At 74.1% G+C, this 21,846-nt stretch carries 25 protein-coding genes; 8 read left to right on the top strand and 17 right to left on the bottom strand.

Features of this window, described 5'->3' with window-relative positions; genetic code table 11:
- Window positions 1–7: 7 nt before the first annotated feature.
- Window positions 8–1,270 carry an alpha/beta fold hydrolase gene (locus tag ACFY60_RS23690; protein ID WP_309050836.1) on the bottom strand — a complete coding sequence of 421 codons (1,263 nt, stop codon included), beginning with the start codon at window positions 1,268–1,270 and terminating at the stop codon, window positions 8–10.
- A 110-nt stretch (window positions 1,271–1,380) separates the two neighbouring features.
- Window positions 1,381–2,016 (bottom strand): TetR/AcrR family transcriptional regulator, encoded by a 636-nt coding sequence (locus tag ACFY60_RS23685; protein ID WP_388615010.1) that lies wholly within the window; start codon window positions 2,014–2,016, stop codon window positions 1,381–1,383.
- 447 nt (window positions 2,017–2,463) lie between these two features.
- Between ACFY60_RS23685 and ACFY60_RS23680 the strand changes: the two genes are divergently transcribed.
- Both ACFY60_RS23680 and ACFY60_RS23675 read left to right on the top strand, forming a co-directional pair.
- Window positions 2,464–3,618 carry a hypothetical protein gene (locus tag ACFY60_RS23680; protein ID WP_388615012.1) on the top strand — a complete coding sequence of 385 codons (1,155 nt, stop codon included), beginning with the start codon at window positions 2,464–2,466 and terminating at the stop codon, window positions 3,616–3,618.
- Between the two features lie 99 nt (window positions 3,619–3,717).
- Window positions 3,718–4,224, top strand: coding sequence for a flavin reductase family protein (locus ACFY60_RS23675; protein WP_388615014.1), 507 nt, complete (start codon window positions 3,718–3,720; stop codon window positions 4,222–4,224).
- A 22-nt stretch (window positions 4,225–4,246) separates the two neighbouring features.
- Here the strand turns inward: ACFY60_RS23675 and ACFY60_RS23670 are convergent, their stop codons facing one another.
- Window positions 4,247–5,629, bottom strand: coding sequence for an NAD(P)-binding domain-containing protein (locus ACFY60_RS23670; protein ID WP_388615017.1), 1,383 nt, complete (start codon window positions 5,627–5,629; stop codon window positions 4,247–4,249).
- A gap of 133 nt (window positions 5,630–5,762) precedes the next feature.
- Here ACFY60_RS23670 and ACFY60_RS23665 point away from each other — a divergent pair, with 133 nt between their 5' ends.
- Window positions 5,763–6,095 carry an ArsR/SmtB family transcription factor gene (locus ACFY60_RS23665; protein ID WP_388615020.1) on the top strand — a complete coding sequence of 111 codons (333 nt, stop codon included), beginning with the start codon at window positions 5,763–5,765 and terminating at the stop codon, window positions 6,093–6,095.
- The gene (locus ACFY60_RS23660; RefSeq protein ID WP_388615023.1) at window positions 6,092–6,592 is read left to right on the top strand and encodes a GNAT family N-acetyltransferase; all 501 of its coding nucleotides are present in this window, start codon (window positions 6,092–6,094) and stop codon (window positions 6,590–6,592) included. Before ACFY60_RS23665 ends, ACFY60_RS23660 begins: the two co-directional genes overlap by 4 nt.
- 18 nt (window positions 6,593–6,610) lie before the next feature.
- On the opposite strand, the gene arsB is transcribed toward ACFY60_RS23660, so the two are convergent.
- Both arsB and ACFY60_RS23650 read right to left on the bottom strand, forming a co-directional pair.
- Window positions 6,611–7,693: an ACR3 family arsenite efflux transporter gene (gene arsB / locus ACFY60_RS23655; RefSeq protein WP_388615026.1), complete on the bottom strand. Its 1,083-nt coding sequence runs from the start codon at window positions 7,691–7,693 to the stop codon at window positions 6,611–6,613.
- Complete coding sequence (locus ACFY60_RS23650; RefSeq protein ID WP_388615028.1) at window positions 7,690–7,998, bottom strand: ArsR/SmtB family transcription factor; 309 nt, start codon at window positions 7,996–7,998, stop codon at window positions 7,690–7,692. Before ACFY60_RS23650 ends, arsB begins: the two co-directional genes overlap by 4 nt.
- A gap of 78 nt (window positions 7,999–8,076) precedes the next feature.
- Here ACFY60_RS23650 and ACFY60_RS23645 point away from each other — a divergent pair, with 78 nt between their 5' ends.
- Window positions 8,077–8,493: an arsenate reductase ArsC gene (locus ACFY60_RS23645; protein ID WP_388615031.1), complete on the top strand. Its 417-nt coding sequence runs from the start codon at window positions 8,077–8,079 to the stop codon at window positions 8,491–8,493.
- A 45-nt stretch (window positions 8,494–8,538) separates the two neighbouring features.
- On the opposite strand, the gene ACFY60_RS23640 is transcribed toward ACFY60_RS23645, so the two are convergent.
- From ACFY60_RS23640 to ACFY60_RS23615, 6 genes are all read right to left on the bottom strand, one after another.
- Window positions 8,539–9,138 (bottom strand): hypothetical protein, encoded by a 600-nt coding sequence (locus ACFY60_RS23640; RefSeq protein ID WP_388615034.1) that lies wholly within the window; start codon window positions 9,136–9,138, stop codon window positions 8,539–8,541.
- Entirely contained in the window at window positions 9,135–10,310 is a 1,176-nt protein-coding gene (locus tag ACFY60_RS23635) for an ROK family glucokinase (RefSeq protein ID WP_388615037.1), read from the bottom strand. The genes ACFY60_RS23640 and ACFY60_RS23635 overlap by 4 nt, the downstream gene beginning before the upstream one ends.
- Before the next feature lie 37 nt (window positions 10,311–10,347).
- Entirely contained in the window at window positions 10,348–11,136 is a 789-nt protein-coding gene (locus ACFY60_RS23630) for an ATP-binding cassette domain-containing protein (protein WP_388615039.1), read from the bottom strand.
- On the bottom strand, window positions 11,133–12,188 hold the full coding sequence (locus tag ACFY60_RS23625; protein WP_388615042.1) for an ABC transporter permease: 1,056 nt from the start codon (window positions 12,186–12,188) through the stop codon (window positions 11,133–11,135). The genes ACFY60_RS23630 and ACFY60_RS23625 overlap by 4 nt, the downstream gene beginning before the upstream one ends.
- Window positions 12,185–13,204, bottom strand: coding sequence for a sugar ABC transporter substrate-binding protein (locus ACFY60_RS23620; RefSeq protein WP_388615045.1), 1,020 nt, complete (start codon window positions 13,202–13,204; stop codon window positions 12,185–12,187). Before ACFY60_RS23620 ends, ACFY60_RS23625 begins: the two co-directional genes overlap by 4 nt.
- A gap of 98 nt (window positions 13,205–13,302) precedes the next feature.
- Complete coding sequence (locus tag ACFY60_RS23615) at window positions 13,303–14,022, bottom strand: GntR family transcriptional regulator (RefSeq protein ID WP_388615228.1); 720 nt, start codon at window positions 14,020–14,022, stop codon at window positions 13,303–13,305.
- A 140-nt stretch (window positions 14,023–14,162) separates the two neighbouring features.
- On the opposite strand from ACFY60_RS23615, the gene ACFY60_RS23610 reads away from it, so the two are divergent.
- A complete protein-coding gene (locus tag ACFY60_RS23610) occupies window positions 14,163–15,170 on the top strand; it encodes a Gfo/Idh/MocA family oxidoreductase (protein ID WP_388615048.1) in 1,008 nt (335 codons plus the stop codon).
- A 103-nt stretch (window positions 15,171–15,273) separates the two neighbouring features.
- Here the strand turns inward: ACFY60_RS23610 and ACFY60_RS23605 are convergent, their stop codons facing one another.
- Both ACFY60_RS23605 and ACFY60_RS23600 read right to left on the bottom strand, forming a co-directional pair.
- A complete protein-coding gene (locus ACFY60_RS23605; RefSeq protein ID WP_388615050.1) occupies window positions 15,274–15,963 on the bottom strand; it encodes a response regulator in 690 nt (229 codons plus the stop codon).
- Window positions 15,960–17,189: a sensor histidine kinase gene (locus ACFY60_RS23600; RefSeq protein ID WP_388615052.1), complete on the bottom strand. Its 1,230-nt coding sequence runs from the start codon at window positions 17,187–17,189 to the stop codon at window positions 15,960–15,962. The genes ACFY60_RS23605 and ACFY60_RS23600 overlap by 4 nt, the downstream gene beginning before the upstream one ends.
- Window positions 17,190–17,335: 146 nt before the next feature.
- Between ACFY60_RS23600 and ACFY60_RS23595 the strand changes: the two genes are divergently transcribed.
- Window positions 17,336–17,557: a hypothetical protein gene (locus ACFY60_RS23595; RefSeq protein ID WP_388615054.1), complete on the top strand. Its 222-nt coding sequence runs from the start codon at window positions 17,336–17,338 to the stop codon at window positions 17,555–17,557.
- Between the two features lie 26 nt (window positions 17,558–17,583).
- Here ACFY60_RS23595 and ACFY60_RS23590 read toward each other — a convergent pair whose 3' ends face one another.
- The 3 genes from ACFY60_RS23590 to ACFY60_RS23580 all read right to left on the bottom strand — a co-directional run bounded on the left by ACFY60_RS23590 (window position 17,584) and on the right by ACFY60_RS23580 (window position 19,587).
- On the bottom strand, window positions 17,584–17,919 hold the full coding sequence (locus ACFY60_RS23590) for a hypothetical protein (protein ID WP_388615057.1): 336 nt from the start codon (window positions 17,917–17,919) through the stop codon (window positions 17,584–17,586).
- A gap of 11 nt (window positions 17,920–17,930) precedes the next feature.
- The gene (locus ACFY60_RS23585) at window positions 17,931–18,857 is read right to left on the bottom strand and encodes a DMT family transporter (RefSeq protein ID WP_388615060.1); all 927 of its coding nucleotides are present in this window, start codon (window positions 18,855–18,857) and stop codon (window positions 17,931–17,933) included.
- Window positions 18,858–18,978: 121 nt separating this feature from the next.
- Window positions 18,979–19,587: a dihydrofolate reductase family protein gene (locus ACFY60_RS23580; protein ID WP_388615063.1), complete on the bottom strand. Its 609-nt coding sequence runs from the start codon at window positions 19,585–19,587 to the stop codon at window positions 18,979–18,981.
- Between the two features lie 168 nt (window positions 19,588–19,755).
- Between ACFY60_RS23580 and ACFY60_RS23575 the strand changes: the two genes are divergently transcribed.
- A complete protein-coding gene (locus ACFY60_RS23575) occupies window positions 19,756–20,496 on the top strand; it encodes an SDR family NAD(P)-dependent oxidoreductase (protein WP_388615066.1) in 741 nt (246 codons plus the stop codon).
- Window positions 20,497–20,730: 234 nt separating this feature from the next.
- Here ACFY60_RS23575 and alc read toward each other — a convergent pair whose 3' ends face one another.
- Complete coding sequence (gene alc / locus ACFY60_RS23570; protein WP_388615069.1) at window positions 20,731–21,846, bottom strand: allantoicase; 1,116 nt, start codon at window positions 21,844–21,846, stop codon at window positions 20,731–20,733.

Raw genomic sequence — 21,846 nt, 5'->3', positions numbered from 1 at the left:
CGCCAGCCTACGCGGGCGGCGTGGTCTCCTCCTCGACGACGCGGGTGACGACGCGCAGCGCGGTGTCGGCGGCCGGGAGGCCGCAGTAGACCGCCGCGTGCAGCACGATCTCCCGCAGTTCCCGGGGCGAGAGGCCGTTGCGCAGCGCGGCCCGGGTGTGGTCGGCGAGGGCCTCGCGGTGACCGCCCGCGATGAGCGCCGTGAGGGTCACGACGCTGCGGGTGCGCCGGTCGAGGCCGTCCCGGCTCCAGACCTCGCCCCACGCGTACCGGGTGACGAGCGCCTGGAAGTCCTCGCCGGCCTCGTCGGCGAGGGCCTGGTCGACATGGGCGTCGCCGAGGACCTCCCGGCGCAGGCTCAGACCGCGGTCGTACGGGTCGGGCCGGCCGGCCTCGGCGGGCGCGGCGGCCGGGGCGGCGGGCGCGGGCTCGGCGGGCGGCACCGGTGCGGCGGCCGGGTAGGGCGGCACGATCAGGGTGCCGCTGGTGTCCTGGACGGTGCTCGCGAAGTGGTCCATGAGCAGTTCCGTCACGGCGGCGGGCTGCTCAACGGGCGCCAGGTGCGAGGCGCCGGGGACGACCGCGAGCCGGGCGTCGGAGATGCCGGCGACCAGGGTGCGGGCCTCGGCGGGACCGGTGACCTGGTCCTCGGAGCCGACCAGGACGAGCGCGGGGACGCCGATGCCGCCGAGCGCCTCCCGGACGTCGAAGACGGCGAGGGCCTCGCAGGCGGAGACGTAACAGGCCGGGTCCGTCGTCCGGACCATCTGCACGGCCCAGTCGACGATGGCGGGCTGCGCCCCGGCGAAGACCGGGGTGAACCAGCGCTCGGGCGCGGTGCGGGCCATCGGCTCCAGGCCGTTCGTCCGGACGATCACACCGCGCTGGCGGAACTCGTCGGCGGTGCCGAACCGGGGCGAGGTGGCGACCAGCGCGAGGGAGGCGACCCGGTGCGGCGCCCGCAGCGCCAGGTCGAGCCCGACGGCCCCGCCGAGGGAGCAGCCGGCGTAGCCGAAGCGCGGGATGCCGAGCGCGTCGAGGGTGGCCAGGAGCCGGTCCCCGAGCTCGGCGACGGAGGTGAAGGGCTCGGCGGGCGCGCCCCCGTGCCCCGGCAGGTCGAAGCGGACGACGCGCCAGTCACGGGTGAGCTCCGGTATCTGCCGGTCCCACATGTGGAAGGTGGTACCGAGGGAGGGCCCCAGGACCAGGACCGGAGCGTCGTCGCGCCCGTCGACGCGGTATTGCAGGGTGTTCGTCGGTGTATCGCTCACCCGCCAGACCCTCTCATCTCTCGCGCGGACCCCTCCAGCGGGGGTCGGGACAGCCTAGAGGGTCGCCGTCCGGGGGCCGCACCGGGCCCCCGGGGGGCGGGCCCTGCGGGTCAGCCGCGGGGCCGCGTTCCTTTCCCGGCGTACGTCTCCAGGTAGGCGGTGACCAGGCGGCGGGCCTCGGTGATCGTGGCGTCGTCGCCGCCGGGCGAGCGCCGGAAGGCGATGTCGAGGAGCCGGGTGCCCACCTCGAAGGCGAGGACCAGCGCGAGCCGGGGGGTGTCGGCGGGGACGAACTCCCGGTCGACGAGCCGGCGCCGGAACCGCTCCGCCTGCGCCTCGCCGAAGGCCCGCACCAGCTCGTCCAGCCGGGGATGGCGCCCGGCGAACCACAGCTCCGCGCAGCTCGGGTGCCGCCGGTTGTAGTCGAGGAACACGTCGACCACGGTGTCGACGGCCTCCCGCAGCGTCCCCGCGCGAGGGCCGGCCACCCCGTCCGTCATGAGGGCGTCGATCGCGTCCAGGTGCCGCCGCAGCAGCTCGGCGTCGACCTCGTACCGGTCCGGGAAGTAGTGGTAGATCGAGGCGATCGGGATGCCCGCCCGCCCGCCGATCGCCTTCAGCGTGGCGGCCTCGTAGCCCTGCTCGCCGAGCAGGGCCTCGGCGGCGTCGAGAATGGCCTTCCTGCGCTCCAGCCCGCGGCGCTGCACCACGGGTCGAGCGGGCGCCGTGGGCTTTTTCTCGAACATGATTCGAGATCGTATCACCAGCCCTCGCGGGGGGCCGTGGGCCGTGGGCCCCGGGGTGCCGGGGGACGGACGGTTCCGCGCCTCGGGAAGGTTTTTCGCTCCGTCGGAGCAGTTCGGGACGTCCCGGATGGCGCAGCGTGGTGATCTGCGTACTAGTGGTCTTCAGGTACGCATTCATCGGCGCGTCGCGAGCCAGTCACCGTGGACGCCCCGCGGGATGGCCACGAATGGAGCCCCACCATGACCCCCGACCCCTTGGACAGCACGACCACTCCAGGGCCCGAGCCCTGGTCCCCTTCGACCCGCACACCGGCTCGGAGTACGCCGTCCTCCCCCGCCCCGGAGACCGGGGCGTCGGTGGGCGGCGCCGGTCACGGCGGACCGCCGGAGCCGGCCGTACCACCCGCGCCCCCTCCGCCGCCTCCGCCTCCGCCGTTCCCCCCGGCGATGGCGGCCCCCGCGGAGCCCCGGGCCACCGTGCCGCGGCCCGAGCCGGTGGAGTCCCGTCCCACCGAGCCCGAGCCCGCGCCCGCCGAGCCGGTGGAGCGCCGTCCCGCGGAGCCCGCGCCCGCCGAGCCCCGGCCGGCGGCACCGGAACCCGCCGCGCACGAGCCCGGCGCCGTCGCGGCCCGGGCCGGCGAGCCGGAGCCCCCGGCCGTTGCCGGGCAGGCCGCCGCCGGGAGCACCGACGACGGTGAGAGCGGCGAGGACGCGATCCACACCCTGCTGTGGACCGCGGCCACCGAGCGGCCCGTGCCCGAGGTCGCCGCGCTGGTCGCGCGGCTCACCGCGTCCGGTGAGGTGTCCAGCCCCGCCGATGTGGCGCTCCGGGCCGCCGCCGTCTCCCGGCCCCTCGACGAGGTGCGGCAGCTGATCGCGCTCCTCAACGAGTCGGGGTACGACCTCCACCAGGCCGAGACCACGCTGCGCGCCGCGGCCGTGGGGCGGCCGATCGAGGACATCGTCGAGCTCGTCAACATCATCGGCGCCGACAGCAGCGGCTGGCGGACGACGGGCGGCCCCGAGGGCGAGGCCGCGCGCGGGACCGACCCCGGTCAGGGCGCCGCCGCGGAACGGACCCCCGCGCCCACGCTCACGCCGCCCGGTGCGGACAAAGCCGGGTCGAAACGGCTGCGCGGGGCCCTGAAGGCGAGGTCGCCGCTGGACCAGGCGCTCGCGACCGGTCCGGGCAGCCACGCCCCCTCGACCGCGCTGCGGTCGGGGCTGCGCTGGCCGGCGGTGGCGGCCCTGTTCGCCTGCGGGCTGCTGCACCTGCCGACCGATGTGGCGGGGCTGCGCTCCGGCGGCACCGCCGCGATGGTGTCGGTCGTGATCACCCTGTTCTGCCTGCTGGTCGGCATCGTGCTGGCGGTGCGGGACAGCCTGAGCGCCTGGGCCGCCGCGGCGGCGGTCGCCGTCGGCCTCATCGGGCTGCACCTCCTCGCCGGAATGCGCACGGTGGACCTGCTGACGAGCAGCCTGGGCTCCCGGTTCGCCTGGGCGCAGGCCCTGGCGGTGCTCAGCGCCGCCGCGGTGATCGCCCTGGCGGCGGCGGCGCTGCTGCGGCACACGAAGGCGACCGGAGCGGCGGACAGCACCTGACGGCCGGACCGGAATGACCGGAGCGGTGGTGGGCACCGGGTCCCTGAGGGGCCCGGTGCCCCGCGTTGTGCCCCCGTTCGTGAAGGAGAGGAGCGGCCAGTGGCGTGTCTGGACGCCGTGACGGATCTGCTCGACCCCCCGGTGTTCGTGGTGACGGCGAGGGCCGGGGACGGCACGCGGGCCGGCTGTCTCGTGGGGTTCGCCTCCCAGTGCTCGATCGACCCGGAGGGCTTCATGGTGTGGCTGTCCCGGCGCAACCACACCTACGAGGTCGCCTGCCGGTCCGCGCACCTGGCCGTGCACGTGCTGAGCCGGGCGCGCCTGGAGACCGCCCGCCTGTTCGCCGAGGAGACCGGGCACCGCGTCGACAAGTTCGCCCGGACGGAGTGGACGGAGGGGCCCCACGCCACTCCCCTGCTCGCGGACGCCGACGCCTGGTTCGTGGGCCGCGTGGAGGAGCGCACGGACGGTGGGGACCACGTCGGCTTCCGCCTGACCCCGGTCGCCGGCGGCTCGGCGGGGCCGGAGGGGCGGGCGCCGGAGGGCCGCCCCCGCGCGCTGCGGCTCGGTGACGTCCTCCACTTCTCGCCCGGTCACCCCGCCTGAGAGCGGACCGGGGGGAGGCGGGTCAGCCGCAGGAAGGGGCGGATCCGGTGGTGCCCAGCCGGATCAGGTCGGGCGCCGGGGCGCAGCAGCCTTCCGCCGCGGCCGCGTCGACCGCGGCCGGCCGGTCCGCGGCCTGCTGGTCGTAGAGGCCGGCGCCGCCGCACACGCCCGTCTCGGGCAGGACGAGTTCGACGCGCTCGGCGGCCTCGTGGTCACCGGCGAGGGCCGCGACGACGGAGCGGACCTGTTCGTAGCCGGTGAGCGCGAGGAAGGTCGGCGCGCGTCCGTAGGACTTCATCCCGACCAGGTACACGCCCTCCTCCGGGTGGGAGAGCTCCTTGACCCCGTGCGGGTACACGGTGCCGCAGGAGTGCTGGTTCGGGTCGATCAGCGGGGCCAGGGCGACGGGGGCCTGGAGGCGTTCGTCCAGGCCGAGACGGAGTTCGGCGAGGAAGGACAGGTCGGGGCGGAAGCCGGTGAGGACGACGACCTCGTCCACCGGGTCGAGGCGGCGGCCGTCCTCCGCCACGAGGACCAGGCGGTCGCCCGCGCGTTCGATCGCCTCGGTGCGGAAGCCGGTGACGGCCTCCGCGTGGCCTTCGTCGACGGCGGCCTCTGCGGCGAGGCCGAGGGCTCCCCGGGCGGGCAGCTGGTCGGCCGTACCGCCGCCGAAGGTGGCACCGGTCAGGCCCCGGCGCAGGATCCACACCGCCTTCGTCCCTTCGCCGTCCTCGGCCCCGGCGAGGTCGGCGAGGGAGGCGAGCGCGGTGAAGGCGGAGGCGCCGGAGCCGATGACGGCGGTGCGCCGGCCCGCGTACCGCGCGCGGACGGCGGGGTCGCGCAGGTCGGGGACGCGGTACGCGATCCGGGCGGCGGCCGCCTTCTCGCCGAGGGCCGGGAGGCCGGAGGCGCCGGCGGGGCCGGGGGTGGACCACGTACCGGAGGCGTCGATCACGGCGCGGACGAGGAAGCGTTCCTCGCGGCCGTCGGCGCGCTCGGTGTGCACGGTGAACGGACGGGCCGCGCGGTCCGCGTCCACGGTCCGGTCACGGCCGGCGCGGCTGACTCCGGTGACGCGGACGCCGAGGCGCACGCGGTCCCCCAGCGCGTCGGCCAGCGGCTGGAGGTACCGGTCCGCCCAGTCGCCGCCCGTCGGGTAGGCGGCCGGGTCGGGCGCGGTCCAGCCGGTACGGGCGAGGAGGGCCGTGGCGGCCGGGTCGACGACCTCGCCCCAGGTCGAGAACAGCCGGACGTGCGCCCACGCGCGGACGGCGGCGCCCGGCCGCTCCCCCGCCTCCAGGACGAGCGGCTCGATGCCGCGCTCGAGCAGATGGGCGGCGGCGGCCAGGCCGGCCGGGCCGGCCCCGATCACGAGGACGGGCAGCGGCTGAGCGGTGGTGGTCACGGCGGTTCCCCTCGCTGTATCGACGTCTGTCGATGTGTAGTGACCCCAGCCTGGCACCTGATTCGACAGTCGTCAACATAGACAGGTGTCTATATGGAGGCGGTATTGATTCGACGCATGTCAACATAGACACATGTCGAACACCGAGGCCTGCTGCCCACCCCTGGCCGAACGGCCACTGAAGGCGGACGAGGCCGAGCGCACCGCGAGGATGTTCAAGGCCCTGGGCGATCCGGTGCGCCTCCGCCTCTTCTCCGCCGTCGCCTCGCACCCGGGCGGCGAGGCCTGCGTCTGCGACATCTCCGACGTCGGGGTCTCCCAGCCGACCGTCTCGCACCACCTGAGGAAACTGCGGGAGGCCGGACTGCTCTCCTCCGAACGGCGCGGCACCTGGGTCTACTACCGGGTCGAACCCGCCGTCCTGGCGGCCATGGGGCAGCTGCTCACCAAGGCGGCCGCCGCGTGACCGCCTCACCCCGGGTGGTGCCGCTCACCGCCGCCCACGCCGGCGAGGTCATCGCGATCCATCAGGCCGGTATCGACGAGGGCCACGCCACCTTCGAGACGGTGGCCCCCACCTGGGAGGAGTTCGACGCGGCCAAGCTGCCCGCGCACCGCTTCGCCGCCGTCGACGGGGCCGGCCGGCTCCTCGGCTGGGTGGCCGCGACCGGCGTCTCGGACCGGTGCGTGTACGCCGGCGTGGTCGAGCACTCCGTGTACGTCCACCCCGAGGCGCGCGGGCGGGGCGTCGCCGGAGCGCTCCTCGCCGCGCTGATCGACTCCACCGAGGCCGCCGGGATCTGGACGATCCAGTCCGGCGTCTTCCCCGAGAACGCCGCCAGCCTCGCCGTGCACGCGCGGGCCGGTTTCCGGGTGGTCGGGACCCGCGAGCGCATCGGCATGCTCCACGGCCGCTGGCGCGACACCGTCCTCATCGAGCGCCGCAGCCCCCGGATCGGGTGACCCGGGCGGCCGTGACGGTCACCGCCGGGCCGGGGGGAATCTCCGGCGCCAGGCCAGCGACACGTACACCAGCGCGATGAGGACGGGGACCTCGATGAGGGGGCCGACCACGCCGGAGAGGGCCTGTCCGCTGGTGACGCCGAAGGTCGCGATGGCCACGGCGATGGCCAGCTCGAAGTTGTTGCCGGCGGCGGTGAACGCCAGGGTGGCGGTCCGGTCGTACCGCAGGCCGACGGCCTTGCCGAGGGCGAAGGAGCCGAACCACATCACCGCGAAGTAGACCAGCAGCGGCAGCGCGATCCGGGCCACGTCCAGCGGCTGCGAGGTGATGGTCCTCCCCTGCAGGGCGAAGAGGAGGACGATCGTGAACAGCAGGCCGTACAGCGCCCACGGGCCGATCCTCGGCAGGAACTCGGCCTCGTAGGACTCGCGGCCGATCCTCCGCTCGCCGACACGGCGGGTGAGGAAGCCGGCGAGGAGCGGGACGCCGAGGAAGACGACGACGTTCCACGCGATCTTCCCCATGGAGATGTCGAGGGCCTCCCCCTCGCCGAGGCCCAGCAGGCCGGGGAGGAGGTCGAGGTAGAACCAGCCCAGCAGGCCGAACGCGAGCACCTGAAAGACCGAGTTCAGCGCCACCAGGACGGCTGCCGCCTCACGGTCGCCGCAGGCGAGGTCGTTCCAGATGACGACCATGGCGATGCACCGGGCGAGGCCGACGACGATCAGGCCGGTGCGGTACTCGGGCAGGTCCGGCAGGAAGATCCAGGCCAGTGCGAACATGACGGCCGGGCCGAGGACCCAGTTGACGACGAGCGACGCCACCATGAGCTTCCTGTCGCCGGTGACGGCATCGAGCCGGTCGTAGCGGACCTTGGCGAGGACCGGGTACATCATGATCAGCAGACCGGCGGCGATCGGCAGCGAGATGCCGCCGATCTCGACCTTCGCCAGGGCGTCGTCCAGGCCGGGGACCAGCCGCCCGAGGCCGAGTCCGAGGGCCATGGCGAGCAGGATCCAGACGGCGAGGAAGCGGTCGAGTGTCGACAGCTTCCCGGCGACCGAGGGCTCCTCGGTGGTCGCGGGGGCGACGGGGGTCACGGGCAGGACCTCTTGGTGTCGGCGTGGGCACGGGCGGAGGCGGCCAGGGCGGTGAACTGGCCGGCGAGCGTCTCGATGACCTCGGGCTTCAGGCGGTAGTACGTGAACCGGCCGCAGGGCTCCGTGTCGACCACCCCGGCTTCGCGCAGGACCCTCAGGTGGTTGGAGAGGTTGGTCTGCCGGGCGCCGGTCTCCTCCACCAGGTGGGTGGTGCAGAGCGTCTCGCGGGCGAGCAGGGTCACGATCCGGAGCCTGAGCGGGTCGGCCAGCACCCGGATCAGGTCAGTGTCGACTGACGTCATCATGGGCTGATACTTTCACATCATCCCCCGCTGATGTCCGGCCGGGGCCGCCCGCTTCCCTCCCACCCCGAGGAAGAACCGATGACCGCCCCGCTCGCCTCCGTCCTCTTCGTCTGCGTCCACAACGCGGGCCGCTCCCAGATGGCCGCGGGCTTCCTGCGTCACCTGGCGGGCGACCGTGTGGAGGTCCGTTCCGCCGGCTCGGCCCCCGGCGAGCGGGTCAACCCCTCCGCCGTCGCCGCCATGGCCGAGCTCGGCATCGACATCGCGGACCAGCGGCCGAAGGTGCTGACCGCCGACACCGTCCGGGCGTCGGACTACGTGATCACCATGGGCTGCGGCGACGCCTGCCCGGTCTTCCCCGGCAAGCGGTACCGCGACTGGGCGCTGGACGACCCGGCGGGCAAGGGCGTCGAGGCCGTACGGCCCATCCGGGACGAGATCCGGGCCCGCGTCGAAGCCCTCGTGGCCGAGATCGACGCGGGCCGCACCGCCTGACCGCGCGGACGTACGGCCGGCCGGCCCGATCGGCGGCGGGCCGCCTCAGGGGCTGGTCGTGGAGACCACGTACACCTGCGGGAAGGCCGGGTCGGTCAGGTCCACGGTGATGTCGGTGGCGGGCCGGGGCCGCTCGCGGGTGACGGTCGTGGCCGACCAGGTCCCGTCGGGGCCGAAGGCCCAGCCGACGATGTCGGCGTCCCGCTCCCCCACCGTGACCCGTCCGGGGCCGAGCGCGGCGCGGCTCGTGCCGGATTCGGCGAGGAAGGTGTCCAGACCGGTGGCCGTGGTGGTGAAGCGGACGTAGAGGCGGCTGGTCTTCCAGTTGCTGGTCTCGTAGTACGCGACGTCCCAGGCGCCGCGCGGGATCGGGACCTCGAAGACACGGCGCTTCATCTGCGACGGCCAGTTGTCCTGGAGGCCGACGACCGAGGACTCGCGCTCCTTGTCGCGGCCGCTGTCCCGGCTCTGGCCGGCGGAGATCACCAGATAGCCGGCGGGGATGCCGACGAGCAGCACGATGATGACCGCCGTGAGCCAGCGGCGGCGGATCATGTGGCCGTGCCCCTCGGGCAGTCCGGTCTTCCGGCGGCGGTACGGCTCCGGGGACCGCAGCGTCTGCGGGGTCTGCTGCGGGACGGTCATGGCCGGGGGTCCTCGGGGGTGCGGTCGCCGAGGGCCTGGGCGCCGTTCCGGAAGGCCTGGGCGTAGCGCTCGTACCGCTCGTACCGCTCCACCCGGCGCCGGTTGGCGCGGCGGAAGCGGCGGGCGACGAGCCGGGCGAGGTCGGCGGCGCCCACCATGCCCGCCTCGGGGCCGAGCTGGGCGCGGGTGATGCGGGCCTCGGGGCGGTAGCCGCGGCCGGTGAGATGGCGGCGGAAGGCGTCCCGGGCGGGGCCGATGAGCAGGTCGTCGGCGGCGGAGACGCCCCCGCCGACGACGAAGCAGGAGGGGTCCAGGGCGGCGGCGAGGTTCGCGATGCCGACGCCGAGCCACTGGCCGATGTCCTGGAGGAGTTCGACGCACATGGCGTCGCCCTCGCGGGCGAGCTCTGTGATGAGGGGGCCGGTGATGTCCGGGATGTGGCCCTTGACCCGCTCGATGATGTTGTACGCGACCGGGGAGTCGGCGGCGGCCAGCTCGCGGGCCTCGCGGACCAGGGCGTTGCCGGAGCTGTACTGCTCCCAGCAGCCGCGGTTGCCGCAGGGGCAGCGGTGGCCGCCGGGGACCACCTGCATGTGGCCGAACTCGCCGGCGACGCCGAACTTGCCGCGCTTGACCTGGCCGTCCTCCAGGATGGCACCGCCGATGCCGGTGCCGAGCGTGATCATGACGAGGTGGTCCTCGCCGCGTCCGGCGCCGAAGCGCCACTCGGCCCAGGCGGCCGTGTTGGCGTCGTTGTCGACCATGACGGGGACCGCGAGACGGGCCTGGAGGGCGTCCCTGAGGGGTTCGTTGCGCCAGGCGAGGTGCGGCGCGAAGAGGACGCGGGCCCGGTGGGCGTCGACCCAGCCGGCGGCGCCGATCCCGACCGCGTGCACGTCGTGCCGGTCGGAGAGGTCCAGGACCAGTTCGACGATGGTGTCCTCGACGACCTTGGGGCTCTTGGACTTGTCCGGGGTCTCGGTGCGGAGCTTCTCCAGGATGTTGCCGTCCGCGTCGACGACCCCGGCCATCACCTTCGTACCGCCGATGTCGATGCCGACGGTCGGCACCCGGGGCGCCGTCAGGTGGGAGCGGCGCTCCCGGCTCCCGACGGTCCGCAGCACGGTGCCGCGGGCGGAGCCGCGGTGCGCGAGGTCACGGTAGGTACTCATCGGCTCCGATTCTGCCAGGAGGGGGGTCGGGTGCCCGTTACGCGCCGGTGGGGCGTTCCAGGGCGTGGCGCAGGTCCTCCAGCTCGCTGCCGCCGGCCATCTGCCGGGTCAACTCGTCCAGCGTGACGGAGTCCTTGGTGTGGCTCGCCGCCATGACGCCCCGCTTGAGCAGGACGAACCGGTCGCCGACGAGGTGGGCGTGGTGCGGGTTGTGTGTGATGAGGATGACGCCGAGACCCTGGTCGCGGGCGGCGGCGACGTACTTCAGGACGACCCCGGACTGCTTGACGCCGAGGGCGGCGGTCGGCTCGTCCAGGACGAGGACCTTGGCGCCGAAGTGGACGGCGCGGGCGATGGCGACGCACTGGCGCTCGCCGCCGGAGAGGGTACCGATGGGCTGGTCGACGTCGCGCAGGTCGATGCCCATGCGGAGCAGGGCCTCGCGGGTGGTGGCCCGCATCAGTTCGACGTCGAGCCGGCGGAAGGGGCCCCTGCCGCGGGTGGGCTCGGAGCCGAGGAAGAAGTTGCGCCAGACCGGCATGAGGGGGACGACGGCGAGGTCCTGGTAGACGGTGGCGATGCCCCGGTCGAGGGCGTCGCGCGGGTTGGCGAGGGTGACCTCCTCGCCCTCGATGCGGAACGTTCCGGCGTCGTGCCGGTGCAGACCGGCGACGATCTTGATGAGGGTGGACTTGCCGGCGCCGTTGTCGCCGAGGACGCAGGTGATCTCCCCGGCGCGGACCTCCAGGGAGACGCCTTCGAGGGCGCGGATGTTGCCGTAGTACTTGCTGACGCCGGCCAGCTCGACAAGAGGAGCGGTCGTCACTTGGTGGCCTCCACGCGCTTGCGGATCCAGGCGTTCAGGAGGGTCGCGAGGAGCAGCATCGCGCCCAGGAAGAACTTGAACCAGTCGGGGTTCCACTCGGCGTAGACGATGCCCTTGCTGGTCATGCCGAAGATGAGGGCGCCGACGGCGGAGCCGACGGCCGAACCGTACCCGCCGGTGATCAGACAGCCGCCGATGACGGCCGCGATGATGTAGATCAGCTCGTTGCCGACGCCTTCGCCGGACTGGACGACGTCGAAGGAGAACAGCAGGTGCTGGCCGGAGACCCAGGCACAGAAGGCGACCGCCGCGTAGAGGCCGATCTTCGTGCGGTGGACGGGGACGCCGACGGCGCGGGCGGCGTCGGCGCCGCCTCCGACGGCGAAGATCCAGTTGCCGAAGCGGGTGCGGAGCAGGATCCAGGTGGCGACGGCGACGAGGCCGAGCCACCACAGGATCGTCACCTTGAGTTCGACGCCGCCGACGGTCAGCTGGGAGGCGAAGAGGGCGCGGGCGGAGCGGAAGCCCTCCATGTCGGCGATGGTCTTGGTGGAGACGGTGCCGGCGATGAGTTTGGTGAGGCCCAGGTTGAGGCCCGTCAGCATGAGGAAGGTGCCCAGCGTGATGATGAAGCTGGGCAGCTTGGTACGGGTCAGCATGAAGCCGTTGAAGACGCCGACGGCCAGGGTGACGAGCAGCGAGACGCCGACGCCGACCCAGACGTTGGCGGTCAGCTGGTAGCTGAACATCGAGGAGACGAGCGCGGAGCTGGTCACCAGCACACCGGCGGAGAGGTCGAACTCGCCGCCGGTCATCAGCAGGGCGACGGGGACGGCCATGATGCCGAGGGTGGAGGCGGCGTAGAGGACCGTGCCGAGGCTGGACAGGCGCAGGAAGCTGTCGGCGACCACCGCGAAGAAGACGAAGACGGCGAGCGCGCCGACGACCGAGCCCAGCTCGGGCCGGGCCAGCAGCTTCTTCAGCGGGGTGGTGCGCAGCAGGCGCTCGTCGACGTGGTCGATGCCGTCCGGGGCCGGGGCGGTGGTGCTCATCGGGTACCCCGCTCCGTGTACCGGGCGAGTGCGCCGGCCTGGTCCTTGGTGATGATCTGGGGGCCCGTGAGGACGGGGCGGCCGCCGCCGAGGACGTCGGCGTTGTAGCGGTACAGCCACAGCAGGTCGACGGCCTCGTAGCCCTGGAGGTAGGGCTGCTGGTCGACGGCGAAGCCGAGGGTGCCGGCCTGGAGGGCGGCCGCCACCTTGGCGTTGAGGTCGAAGGTGTCGACCTCGGCCTTGCTGCCGGCGCTGCGGGCCGCCTGTGCGGCGGTGTCGGCGAAGGGGGCACCGAGGGTGACGACGGCGTCGAGGTCCTTGTCGGACTGGAGCTTGGCCTCGATGGACGCCTTGACGTCCGGCATGTTGGTGCCGTCGACGTAGAGGTTGACGAGCTCACCGCCGAAGGTCTTCCGCGCGCCGGCGCAGCGCTGCTCGTGGCCGACGTTGCCCTGCTCGTGCAGGACGCAGAGGGCCTTCTTCCGGCCCCGCCTGTCGAGCTCCTCGCCGACGGCCTCGCCGGCGACGGTCTCGTCCTGGCCGATGTGGGTGAGGGCGCCGAAGGCCTTGGACTGCTCGGCGCCCGAGTTGACGGTGATCACCGGGATCCCGGCCTTGACGGCCTTCTCCACGGCCGCCTTCATCGCGTCGGGCTTGGCGAGGGTGACGATCAGCCCGTCGACGCCCTTGGAGATGTAGGAGTCGACCAGCTGGGCCTGCTCCTTGCCCTCGTCGCTGTGGGCGTAGAGGAAGGTGATGTTGTCCTTGACGGCGGCCTGCTTGGCGCCCTTCTGGACGATGTCCCAGAAGGTGTCGCCGTCGCCGGAGTGGGTCACCATCGCGAAGGTCCAGCGGGGGGTGTCCACGGCCGACCGGCCCTGGGCCTCGGCCGCCCTTCGGGCGTCCTCCGCCCGCTTGCCGCCGGTGCTGCTGCACCCCGCCAGCGCTGCCGTCAGTGTGAGCGCGAGCACGGCGCCGACGGCGGCGCGTACCCCTCCTGTCCGAAGCCTGGTCACGAGGCCGTGCCCTCCTTTGTGTCCTTCTGCGTGCATTGCAGTATCGGTCATGCCGGTCCTGGCGCTCGTCAGTGGGGCCCGTTCACGGCCGCGGGGGGCTACGGACGGACCATCAGCCGGAACTCGAAGGAGTAGCGGCCGGCGCGGTAGAGGTGGGAACCGTGCTCGATCGCGCGGCCGGTGTCGTCGAAGGTCGTGCGTTCCATCGTGAGGAGCGGCGCGCCGGGTGGTTCGTCGAGCAGGGCGGCCTCGGACGCGGTGGCGGCGCGGGCGCCGACGGTCTGGCGGGCGCTGTGGAGGGTGAGGGCGGCGGCGCGGAGCGTCCGGTAGAGGCCGGTGGTCTCCAGGGGCGCGGTGCCGGCGTCGATGAGTCCGGCGGGCAGGTGGTTGCGCAGGTACGCGAGGGGTTCGCCGTGGGCGGTGCGCAACCGCTCCAGGTAGTGGACGGCGGTGCCCTCCGGTATGCCGAGGGCGGCGGCGACCGGCGCGGGGGCGGGTTCGAGGCGGTTGACGAGGACGCGGGTGGCGGGCCGGTGGCCGGTGCTCTCCAGGTCGTCGTAGAGGCTGCTGAGCTCCAGGGGGCGGCGGACCCCGGTCCGCACGACCTGGGTGCCGACGCCCCGGCGGCGGACCAGGAGTCCCTTGTCGACGAGGGTCTGGATGGCCTGGCGGACGGTGGGCCGGGAGAGGCCGAGGCGGGTGGCGAGGTCGATCTCGTTGCCGAGGAGCGTGCCCGGGGCGAGGGTCCCGTCCTCCACGGCGCTCTCCAGCTGGCGGGCGAGCTGGAAGTAGAGCGGGACCGGGCTGGTGCGGTCCACGGAGAGCGGGGGCAGCGGGGAGCTGGTCGGCGGGGGCACGGAGGGGAGCGTAACGGCGGGCGCGGATGACGGGAAGTCGTGACGTCCGGCTGTCCTGACAAACCTTGACAGGGGGTACGGGCGCCTCCACGGTGGGGGCCATGCGCATCGGAGTGATCGGTACGGGGCGGATCGGCGGCTTCCACGCGGGCGTCCTCGCCCGGCATCCGGGGGTCGGGGCGCTCGTCCTCGCGGACGCCGACCGGGGGCGCGCGGAGGCGGTGGCGGGGGCGCTCGGGGCGCGGGTCGCGCCGGACGTGGACGCGCTGCTCGCGGCGGAGCTGGACGCCGTGGTGATCGCCTCGGCGACGGCCTCGCACGCGGAGCTGATCGCCCGGGCGGCGGGCGCGGGTCTGCCCGCCTTCTGCGAGAAGCCGATCGCTCTGGACGTGCCGGGGACCTCGGCCGCGCTCGGCGCGGTGGCGCGGGCGGGCACCGCGCTGCAGATCGGCTTCATGCGCCGCTTCGACGCGGGATACCGGGCGGCGCGGGAGGCGGTGCTCTCGGGGCGGCTGGGCCGGCTGCACACGGTACGGGCGGCCACCTCGGACCCGGAGCCGCCGCCCGCCGCGTACCTGCCGCTGTCCGGGGGGCTGTTCCGGGACTGCATGGTCCACGACTTCGACATCGTGCGGTGGGTGACGGGCCGGGAGGTGGTGGAGGTGTACGCGGCGGGCGCGGACGCGGGCCCCGAGATGTTCCGCGCCGTGGGCGACGTGGACACGGCGGCCGCGCTGCTCACCCTGGACGACGGGACGCTGGTGACGGCGACGGCGACCCGGTGCAACGGGGCCGGGTACGACGTGCGGATGGAACTGGCGGGCGACCGGGACCAGATCGCGGTGGGCCTGGGCGACCGGACGCCGCTGCGGTCGGTGGAACCGCCGGGCCCGCCGGCGCCGTCGAGTCCGTGGCCGGGTTTCCTTGAGCGGTTCGCCCCGGCGTACGAGGCCGAACTGGACGCGTTCGTACGGCTGGTGCGGGGGGAGACCGGCAACCCGTGCGACGGCCGGGAGGCGCTGACGGCCCTGCGGATCGCGGAGGCGTGCGAGCGCTCCCGGCGCGAGCGGCGTCCGGTCCGCGTGGACGGGGCGGCGGGCGGGGGGTAGGGCGTTTCTTTCGCCTGGGCGGCCGGCCGGCCCGCTGCATCCGCCGCTCGGCCACCATCCGGAATGCCGCCGCCCCGGGGGTCGGGCGCGTCCGCCGGGCTTCTCAGGCCTCCCCGTCCGCCAGGCCCGCGTCATGGACGAACAGGGCGATCTGCACACGGTTGTTGAGCCCGAGGCCGGCCAGGAGGCGGGAGACGTACGTCTTGACGGTGGGCACGCTCATGTACAGCTCGGCGGCGATCTCCGCGTTCGACAGGCCCCTGCCGACGGCCAGGGCGACCTCCCGCTCACGCTCGGGCAGCGCGTCGAGAGCGGCGCGGCGGCCGGGGTCGGCGGCGCGCCGGGGCGGGGCATCGCCACGGGATTGGGGGGTGCCGGCGACGTGGCGCATCAGTTGACGGGTGACGGCCGGGGAGAGCACGGGGTCGCCGGCGGCGACCCGGCGGACGGCGGTGACGATCTCGGCGGGCGGGGTGTCCTTGAGGAGGAACCCGGCGGCGCCGGCGCGCAGGGCGCTGAGCACCTGCTCGTCGGCGTGGAAGGTGGTGAGGACGAGGACTTCGGGTGCGCCGGGGCGGGCGCGCAGGCGCGCGGTGGCGGTGAGGCCGTCGACGCCGGGCATGCGGAGGTCCATGAGGACGACGTCGGGGGCGACTCGCTCGACGAGGGCGGGGACCTCGCCTCCGTCGGCGGCCTCGCCGACGATCTCGAGGTCCTCGGCGCCGCCGAGCATGAGGGAGAGGCCCGCGCGGACGAGGGGGTCGTCGTCGACGACGATCAGCCGGATGGTCATGCGGGCCACGGTAGCCAGGCGTGCAGGGCGAAGCCCCCGTCGGGGGCGGGACCGTGGGTGAGCCGGCCGCCGGCGAGGGCGGCGCGTTCGGTGAGCCCGATGAGACCCTGGCCGGAGCCGGGGACGTGCGGGACGGGCCCGGCGGGGGCGGGGTTGTGGACGTCGACGGTGAGGCCGTCGCCGGGGCGGCCCCGGACGGTGAGGGTGACCTCGGTGCCGGGGGCGTGTTTCCGGGCGTTCGTGAGGCCCTCCTGGGCGATGCGGTAGACGGTGCGGCCGGTGGCGGCGGGCACGGCGGCCGGGTCGCCCACGGTGGAGTCGAGCACGACCCGCATGCCGGCGTCCCGGGATTCGGCCACGAGCGCGTCGAGGGTGGCGAGGGTGGGCTGGGGGCGGTTGCCGCCGCCCGGGTCGCCGGGGTCCGCGGAGTCGCCGGGGGCCCTGAGCACTCCGATGATCTCGCGGAGGTCCTGGAGCGCCTCGTGGGCGCTGTCGCGGATGACGCCGGCGGCGCGGGCGATCTGCTCGGGCGGGGCGACGGGGCGGAATTCGAGGGCGCCGACGTGGACGCTGAGCAGGGTCAGGCGGTGGGCGAGGACGTCGTGCATCTCACGGGCGATCGCCTCGCGGGCGAGGCGCTGCGCCTGGGCGACCCGGAGTTCGGCCTCGGCCTCGGCGCGCCGGGCCCGTTCGCGGAGGGCCTCGACGAGCTGGCGGCGGGAGCGGACGAGCATGCCCCAGGCGGTGACGAGGAGGATGAGGACGAAGCCGAGGAGTGTCGCGATCCCGGCGTTGATCGTGGGGTCGGGCCGGACGAACACCTGGGCGGTGGAGGTGGCGACGGCGAGCGCGCCGATGGCGGCGACCTGACGGAAGGGGCGGCGGACGGCGACGCTGAACAGGGCGGCGAGGAGAGCGCCGCCCGCGACCGGGGCGACGACACTCACCAGGGAAAGGCCGGTCGCGAGCCCGGCGGGCCACCGGCGGCGGAGCCAGAGCGCGCAGCAGGCGGCGGCGCCGGTGAGCTGGTCGAGCAGGATGACCGTGGGGCCGCTGTACTCGGCGCTGCTGTCGGCGGCGACGAGCCCGACGAGGGCGGCGAGCAGGAAGAGGGCGGTGTCGACGACCCAGTCGCGGACGGTACGCCGGGGCCGGGCCGTCCCGTCCCCGTCCGGGGCGACCAGGTGCGAGGGGAACAGCCAGTGCTGCCGGTCCGTGCCTGTCATAGGCGCAATGTACGCAGCCGGGGGCCGCGTACCGGGTCGTGCGGGCCCGCGCCGGTACCGAAGTCGCCGGGATCGAGACTTTCGTCGCGGGCGGCGTGGCCGAACGGCGGACGCGGCGGGCGGGCCGCCCCGGTCATGATCGCTCCATGAAGAGGTTTCTTGAGGTCACCGGTTTTCTGCTCACCGTCTTCGGAGTCTGCGGGGTGGTCCGCGAGCTGACGGACGGCTGGTTCACCTTCATGGGCCTGACCCGTTTCCTGACGGAGAACATAGCCGTCCTGGAGGGCAGGGAGCTGTACGCGAACCTGGTGATCGCGGTCCTGGGGCTGGCCGTGATGATCGCTTCGGACCGGGTGGCGAAGGACTGAGCGTCCCGGCCCGGGGCGGGCGGGGGTCAGCTGTCCCGCGCGCCGAGGTGTTCGGCGAACCGCTGGGTGACGGCGCCGGCGGCGTAGAGGGCGGCGCCGGCGGCGGCGAAGGGGACGGAGCCCCCGAGCAGGGCGAGGAGACCGGGCCAGTCCCGGGCCTCGACGCAGTCGTCGTGGTGGACGTACTCGCTGGTGAGGAGGGGCGGGCAGGGGCTGCCGCCACCTTCCTGCTCGTACGGGGTGAGGAGCAGCACGGCGAACCAGACCCAGAGGAGCGCGGCCACGGTCAGCAGGCCGAGACCCCAGCCCTGGGTGCGCCGGGCGCGGGTGACGAGGGGGGATTCGGGGGCAGCGGATGTCATGAGCACTGAACCTATCGGGCGTCCCGGTCGGCGGTGCGGCGGCCCCACGCGGTCCCGGCGAGGACGAGGGCGGCGCCCACGAGACCGGGGAGGCCGAGCCGGTCCCCGGCGAGGGCGAGGCCCGCGGCGGCGGCCCAGAGCGGTTCGGTTCCGAGGAGGAGACTGACCCGGGAAGGGGAGGTGCGGCGGACGGCCCACATCTGCACGGCGAAGGCGAAGAGGGTGCAGAGGACGGAGAGGAAGAGGAGTCCGGCCCACTCGCGGGGGCCGAAGCCGAGCGCCACGGTCCAGGGGGAGGCTCCGGTGCCGGGGACGGCGGCGATGACGGCGAAGACGGCGACGGCGGCACCGAGCTGGACGGTGGTGAGCGAGAGCGAGTCGGCGGACCGTACGGCCTTGATACGGGACATGGCCAGGACGTGGACGGTACGGGCGACGGCGGCGAGCAGCATCAGCAGGTCGCCGAGGGAGGGCGTGGTGAAGCCTCCGCCCTGGGTGAGCAGGACGACGCCGGTGACGGAGAGGGCGGCGGCGCCCAGGAAGGCCCGCGGCGGGCGGGTGCGGGTGACGGCGGCCTCGGCGAGCGGGGTGAGGATCATGGTGAGGCTGATGATGAGGCCCGCGTTGGTGGCGGAGGTGTGGACGACGCCGTAGGTCTCCAGGAGGAAGATCCCGCTGAGGATCAGCCCGAGGAGGGCGGCTCCGCGCCACTGGGCGGCGCCGAGCGCCCGCAGCCTGCGCCGGCCGGCGACGACCAGAACGGGGAGCACGAGCGCGAAGCGCAGGACGAGGACGGCGACGACGGTGTGGGTGGTGGTGATGCCCTTGGCGGCGAGGTAGCTGCCGCCCCAGACGACGGCCACGAGGAGCAGCGGGAGGTCGGTGACCCAGGCCCGGCGGGTGGTGCCGAGGGGGACGGGGGCGGCGATCGACGTCATGGCGGCCGGAGCTCCAACGGTGGTGACGGGGTGGAGACTTCGGCGGCTCGCACGTGGAGCGCTCACCGTACCGGGCACGGCCCGTGGCGGCTACACCTTTCTCTGCTGCTCTCCCCCGGGGTCAGTAGCTGCCGTAGGTGGGGCGGCCTGCCCGCTCGTACGTGTGGATGGTGACGCCGGTGCTCGTGGTGCGGCCCTCGATGTGCCGGAACGCGGTGGGCCGGGTGCCTTCGGGGAAGAGGCGCCGGCCGGTGCCGAGGACCACGGGGAAGACGAGGAGGTGGAGGGTGTCGATCAGATCGTGGTCGAGGAGGGTGCGGGCGAGGCCGCCGCTGCCGTGCGACTGGATCTCGCCCTCGGTGCGTGCCTTGAGGGCGGCCACCTCCTGCGGGATGTCGCCGCGCAGGAGCGTGGTGCCTGCCCAGTCGGCACTGGTCAGGGTGGTGGTGGCGACGTACTTGGGGAGGGCGTTGAGTTTGGTGGCGACCGGGTCGGCCGGGTCGTTCCGGTGGGGCCAGTAGCTCGCGAAGATCTGGTAGGTGCGGCGGCCGAGGAGGAAGGCGGTGGGGCGGGCGAAGACCTCGTCGATGAACTGCCCGAAGTCGTCGTCGGCGTAGGGGACGGTCCAGCCGCCGTGCTCGAAGCCGCCGGTGCGGTCCTCGTCGGGGCCGCCGGGGGCCTGGTGGACGCCGTCGAGGCTGAGGAACTGGGTGAGGCTGAGGGTGGCCATGGCGCGTGCCTTTCTCTTCCGGACCATCGTGTCCCGGAAGTTCCGACCGCGCCGCCCGGCGGAACTCATCGGTGCCGGTCGTGGTGTCCGTTTCCCGCCAGCGCCCGGACCCGCCGCCGCGTTTCCTTGAACCCGCAACCACTTGGTGCGGAGAGAAAGGGTTCCGGGATGTCCATGAGGAGCGGTACGGCGGTTCTGGTGACGGGCGGCAGCCGGGGGATCGGGGCGGCCACGGCGGTGCGTCTGGCGCGGGAGGGGGCGGACGTGGCGTTCACCTATGTGCGGGACGAGCGGCGGGCGAAGGAGGTGGCGGCCAGGATCGAGGAGACGGGACGCAGGGCGCTGCCGCTGCGGGCGGACGCGGCCGACGCGGGGGAGGCGGCGGGTGCGGTGGAGTGGGCCGCGGACGCGCTGGGCCGGCTGGACGTGTTGGTGAACAACGCGGGCGTGGGAGTGCTGGGGCCGTTGGAGTCACTGTCCCTGGCGGAGGTGGACCGGGTCCTCGCGGTGAACGTCCGGGCGGTGTTCCTGGCCTCGCAGGCGGCGGCCGGCCGTTTGGGCCGGGGCGGGCGGATCGTGACGATCGGTTCGTGCATCGCCGGCCGCGTGCCGGGGCCGGGTGGCACGCTGTACGCGACGAGCAAGGCGGCGTTGGTCGGCCTGACGAAGGCGCTCGCCCGTGAGCTGGGCGAGCGCGGCATCACGGCGAACCTGGTCCATCCGGGTCCGACCGACACGGACATGAACCCGGCGGGCGGCCCGTACGCCGGACCGCAGGCCTCGATGACGGCTCTCGGCCGCTTCGGCACCGCGGAGGAGGTCGCCGCGATGGTCTCGTTCCTCGCGGGCCCTGAGGCGTCGTACGTGACGGGCGCGGAGTTCACGGTGGACGGCGGCCACACGGCGTAGTCGCCCGGGCGAGTGAGCCGAAGGGCGCGCCGGGGGAACGGACCTGGGCGCGCGCAGGCCCGCGAGGGACGAGCGGGTCGAGCACGGCCGGGGCCGTGAGCCCGGCTCGAGCGCCCGGAGGCGAACCGAGCCCAGGAGAGAAGACAGAGGACGCACCGGTGCTGTCGGGTCGGTGCGTCCTCTGGCCGCCGGGCGGGGTGTCGTGCCTGCCCGGTGGTCGGTGGCTGGGGTGGGTCAGCCGCCGAGTTCCTGGTGGCGGGCGGTGAGCCGGGCCGCGCCCGCTTCGGTGAGGGAGCCGTACAGGCGGAGGCGGGAGATGCCGCCGTCGGGGTAGATGTCGATGCGGACGCGGCTGCCTACGGCGGGGGTGTCGAGGACGAAGCGGTGGTTGGTGTCGGGCTGGAGGCGGGTCCTGGGGAGGATCTCGGTCCAGTCGTCGGTGTCTTCGGCGGCGACGGAGAGGGCGGCCCAGCCGGCGCTGTTGCCCTTGAGGTAGGCGGTGTCGATCTCGACGGCGCGGATCTCGGCTTCGGCGGCGAGGCTGTAGCGGATCCAGTCGTTGCCCTTGTCGCGGCGGCGGCGGGTTTCCCAGCCGTCGTCCATCTTGCGGGAGCGGCCGGGCTGGATGGTGTTGGTGGCCGGGGAGTAGAAGCGGTCGGAGGCGTCTTCGACCTGGCCGCCGTTCTCGAGGGCGGCGAGGTCGAAGGTGCCGAGGGCGGCGAGCCAGCGCGGGTCGGGGGCGACTTCGCCGTACACGCGGAGGCGGGCGATGCCGCCGTCGGGGTGCTGGTTGACGCGGAGGTGGGTGAAGCGCTGTTCGACGTCGACGGCGAAGCCGTTGGCGGCGTGGCCGCCGATGGCGGTGCGCGGTACGAGGGTGGTCCACTTGACGTCGTCGGCGAGGAGGTCCTCGGGCGAGGGGGAGCCGGCGACGGAGGTGGCCTCGATGGAGACGGCCTGGGGGTAGTTGCCGCGGAAGTGGGCGGTGTCGACGACGATGCCGCGGATGACGCCGGGGGCGCCGAGGCGTACGAGGGCCCAGTCGTGGTCGTCGTCGGTGGGGTGGGGCTGGTCGGCGGAGACGCCGCGGCGGCGGCGGGTTTCCCAGCCGTCCATGATCTTGCCCTTGTGGCCGAAGTGTTCGGGGTCGAACTCGGCGGGCTCGGGCTTCAGCAGGTTCTCGCGCTCGGCGAAGAACTCGTCGTTGGCGGCGATGACTCCGGCGCCGAGGCGGCGGTCGGCGAGGTCGGCGTACCGGGTGAAGGGGAAGTCGGCGGTGCGGTAGTCGGCGTAGGGGTCGCCGCCTCCGTAGGGGCTGGCGTCACCGGTGTGGCGGGGTATGGCGGGCAC

The organism is Streptomyces sp. NPDC012827 (assembly GCF_042900905.1).
Taxonomy (GTDB): Bacteria; Actinomycetota; Actinomycetes; order Streptomycetales; family Streptomycetaceae; genus Streptomyces; species Streptomyces gulbargensis.
This window is presented reverse-complemented; position numbering and strand designations above follow the sequence as displayed.

Excerpts from the sequence above, each read along its gene's own strand:
- ACFY60_RS23595 (WP_388615054.1), top strand. The coding sequence starts at position 17,336 with ATGAAGAGGTTTCTTGAGGTCACCGGTTTTCTGCTCACCGTCTTCGGA.
- ACFY60_RS23605 (WP_388615050.1), bottom strand. The coding sequence starts at position 15,963 with ATGACCATCCGGCTGATCGTCGTCGACGACGACCCCCTCGTCCGCGCG.
- ACFY60_RS23650 (WP_388615028.1), bottom strand. The coding sequence starts at position 7,998 with ATGATGACGTCAGTCGACACTGACCTGATCCGGGTGCTGGCCGACCCG.
- ACFY60_RS23680 (WP_388615012.1), top strand. The coding sequence starts at position 2,464 with ATGGCGGCCCCCGCGGAGCCCCGGGCCACCGTGCCGCGGCCCGAGCCG.
- ACFY60_RS23575 (WP_388615066.1), top strand. The coding sequence starts at position 19,756 with ATGTCCATGAGGAGCGGTACGGCGGTTCTGGTGACGGGCGGCAGCCGG.
- ACFY60_RS23645 (WP_388615031.1), top strand. The coding sequence starts at position 8,077 with ATGACCGCCCCGCTCGCCTCCGTCCTCTTCGTCTGCGTCCACAACGCG.
- ACFY60_RS23625 (WP_388615042.1), bottom strand. The coding sequence starts at position 12,188 with ATGAGCACCACCGCCCCGGCCCCGGACGGCATCGACCACGTCGACGAG.
- ACFY60_RS23585 (WP_388615060.1), bottom strand. The coding sequence starts at position 18,857 with ATGACGTCGATCGCCGCCCCCGTCCCCCTCGGCACCACCCGCCGGGCC.
- ACFY60_RS23635 (WP_388615037.1), bottom strand. The coding sequence starts at position 10,310 with ATGAGTACCTACCGTGACCTCGCGCACCGCGGCTCCGCCCGCGGCACC.
- ACFY60_RS23610 (WP_388615048.1), top strand. The coding sequence starts at position 14,163 with ATGCGCATCGGAGTGATCGGTACGGGGCGGATCGGCGGCTTCCACGCG.
- ACFY60_RS23665 (WP_388615020.1), top strand. The coding sequence starts at position 5,763 with ATGTCGAACACCGAGGCCTGCTGCCCACCCCTGGCCGAACGGCCACTG.
- ACFY60_RS23590 (WP_388615057.1), bottom strand. The coding sequence starts at position 17,919 with ATGACATCCGCTGCCCCCGAATCCCCCCTCGTCACCCGCGCCCGGCGC.
- ACFY60_RS23600 (WP_388615052.1), bottom strand. The coding sequence starts at position 17,189 with ATGACAGGCACGGACCGGCAGCACTGGCTGTTCCCCTCGCACCTGGTC.
- ACFY60_RS23580 (WP_388615063.1), bottom strand. The coding sequence starts at position 19,587 with ATGGCCACCCTCAGCCTCACCCAGTTCCTCAGCCTCGACGGCGTCCAC.
- ACFY60_RS23685 (WP_388615010.1), bottom strand. The coding sequence starts at position 2,016 with ATGTTCGAGAAAAAGCCCACGGCGCCCGCTCGACCCGTGGTGCAGCGC.
- ACFY60_RS23640 (WP_388615034.1), bottom strand. The coding sequence starts at position 9,138 with ATGACCGTCCCGCAGCAGACCCCGCAGACGCTGCGGTCCCCGGAGCCG.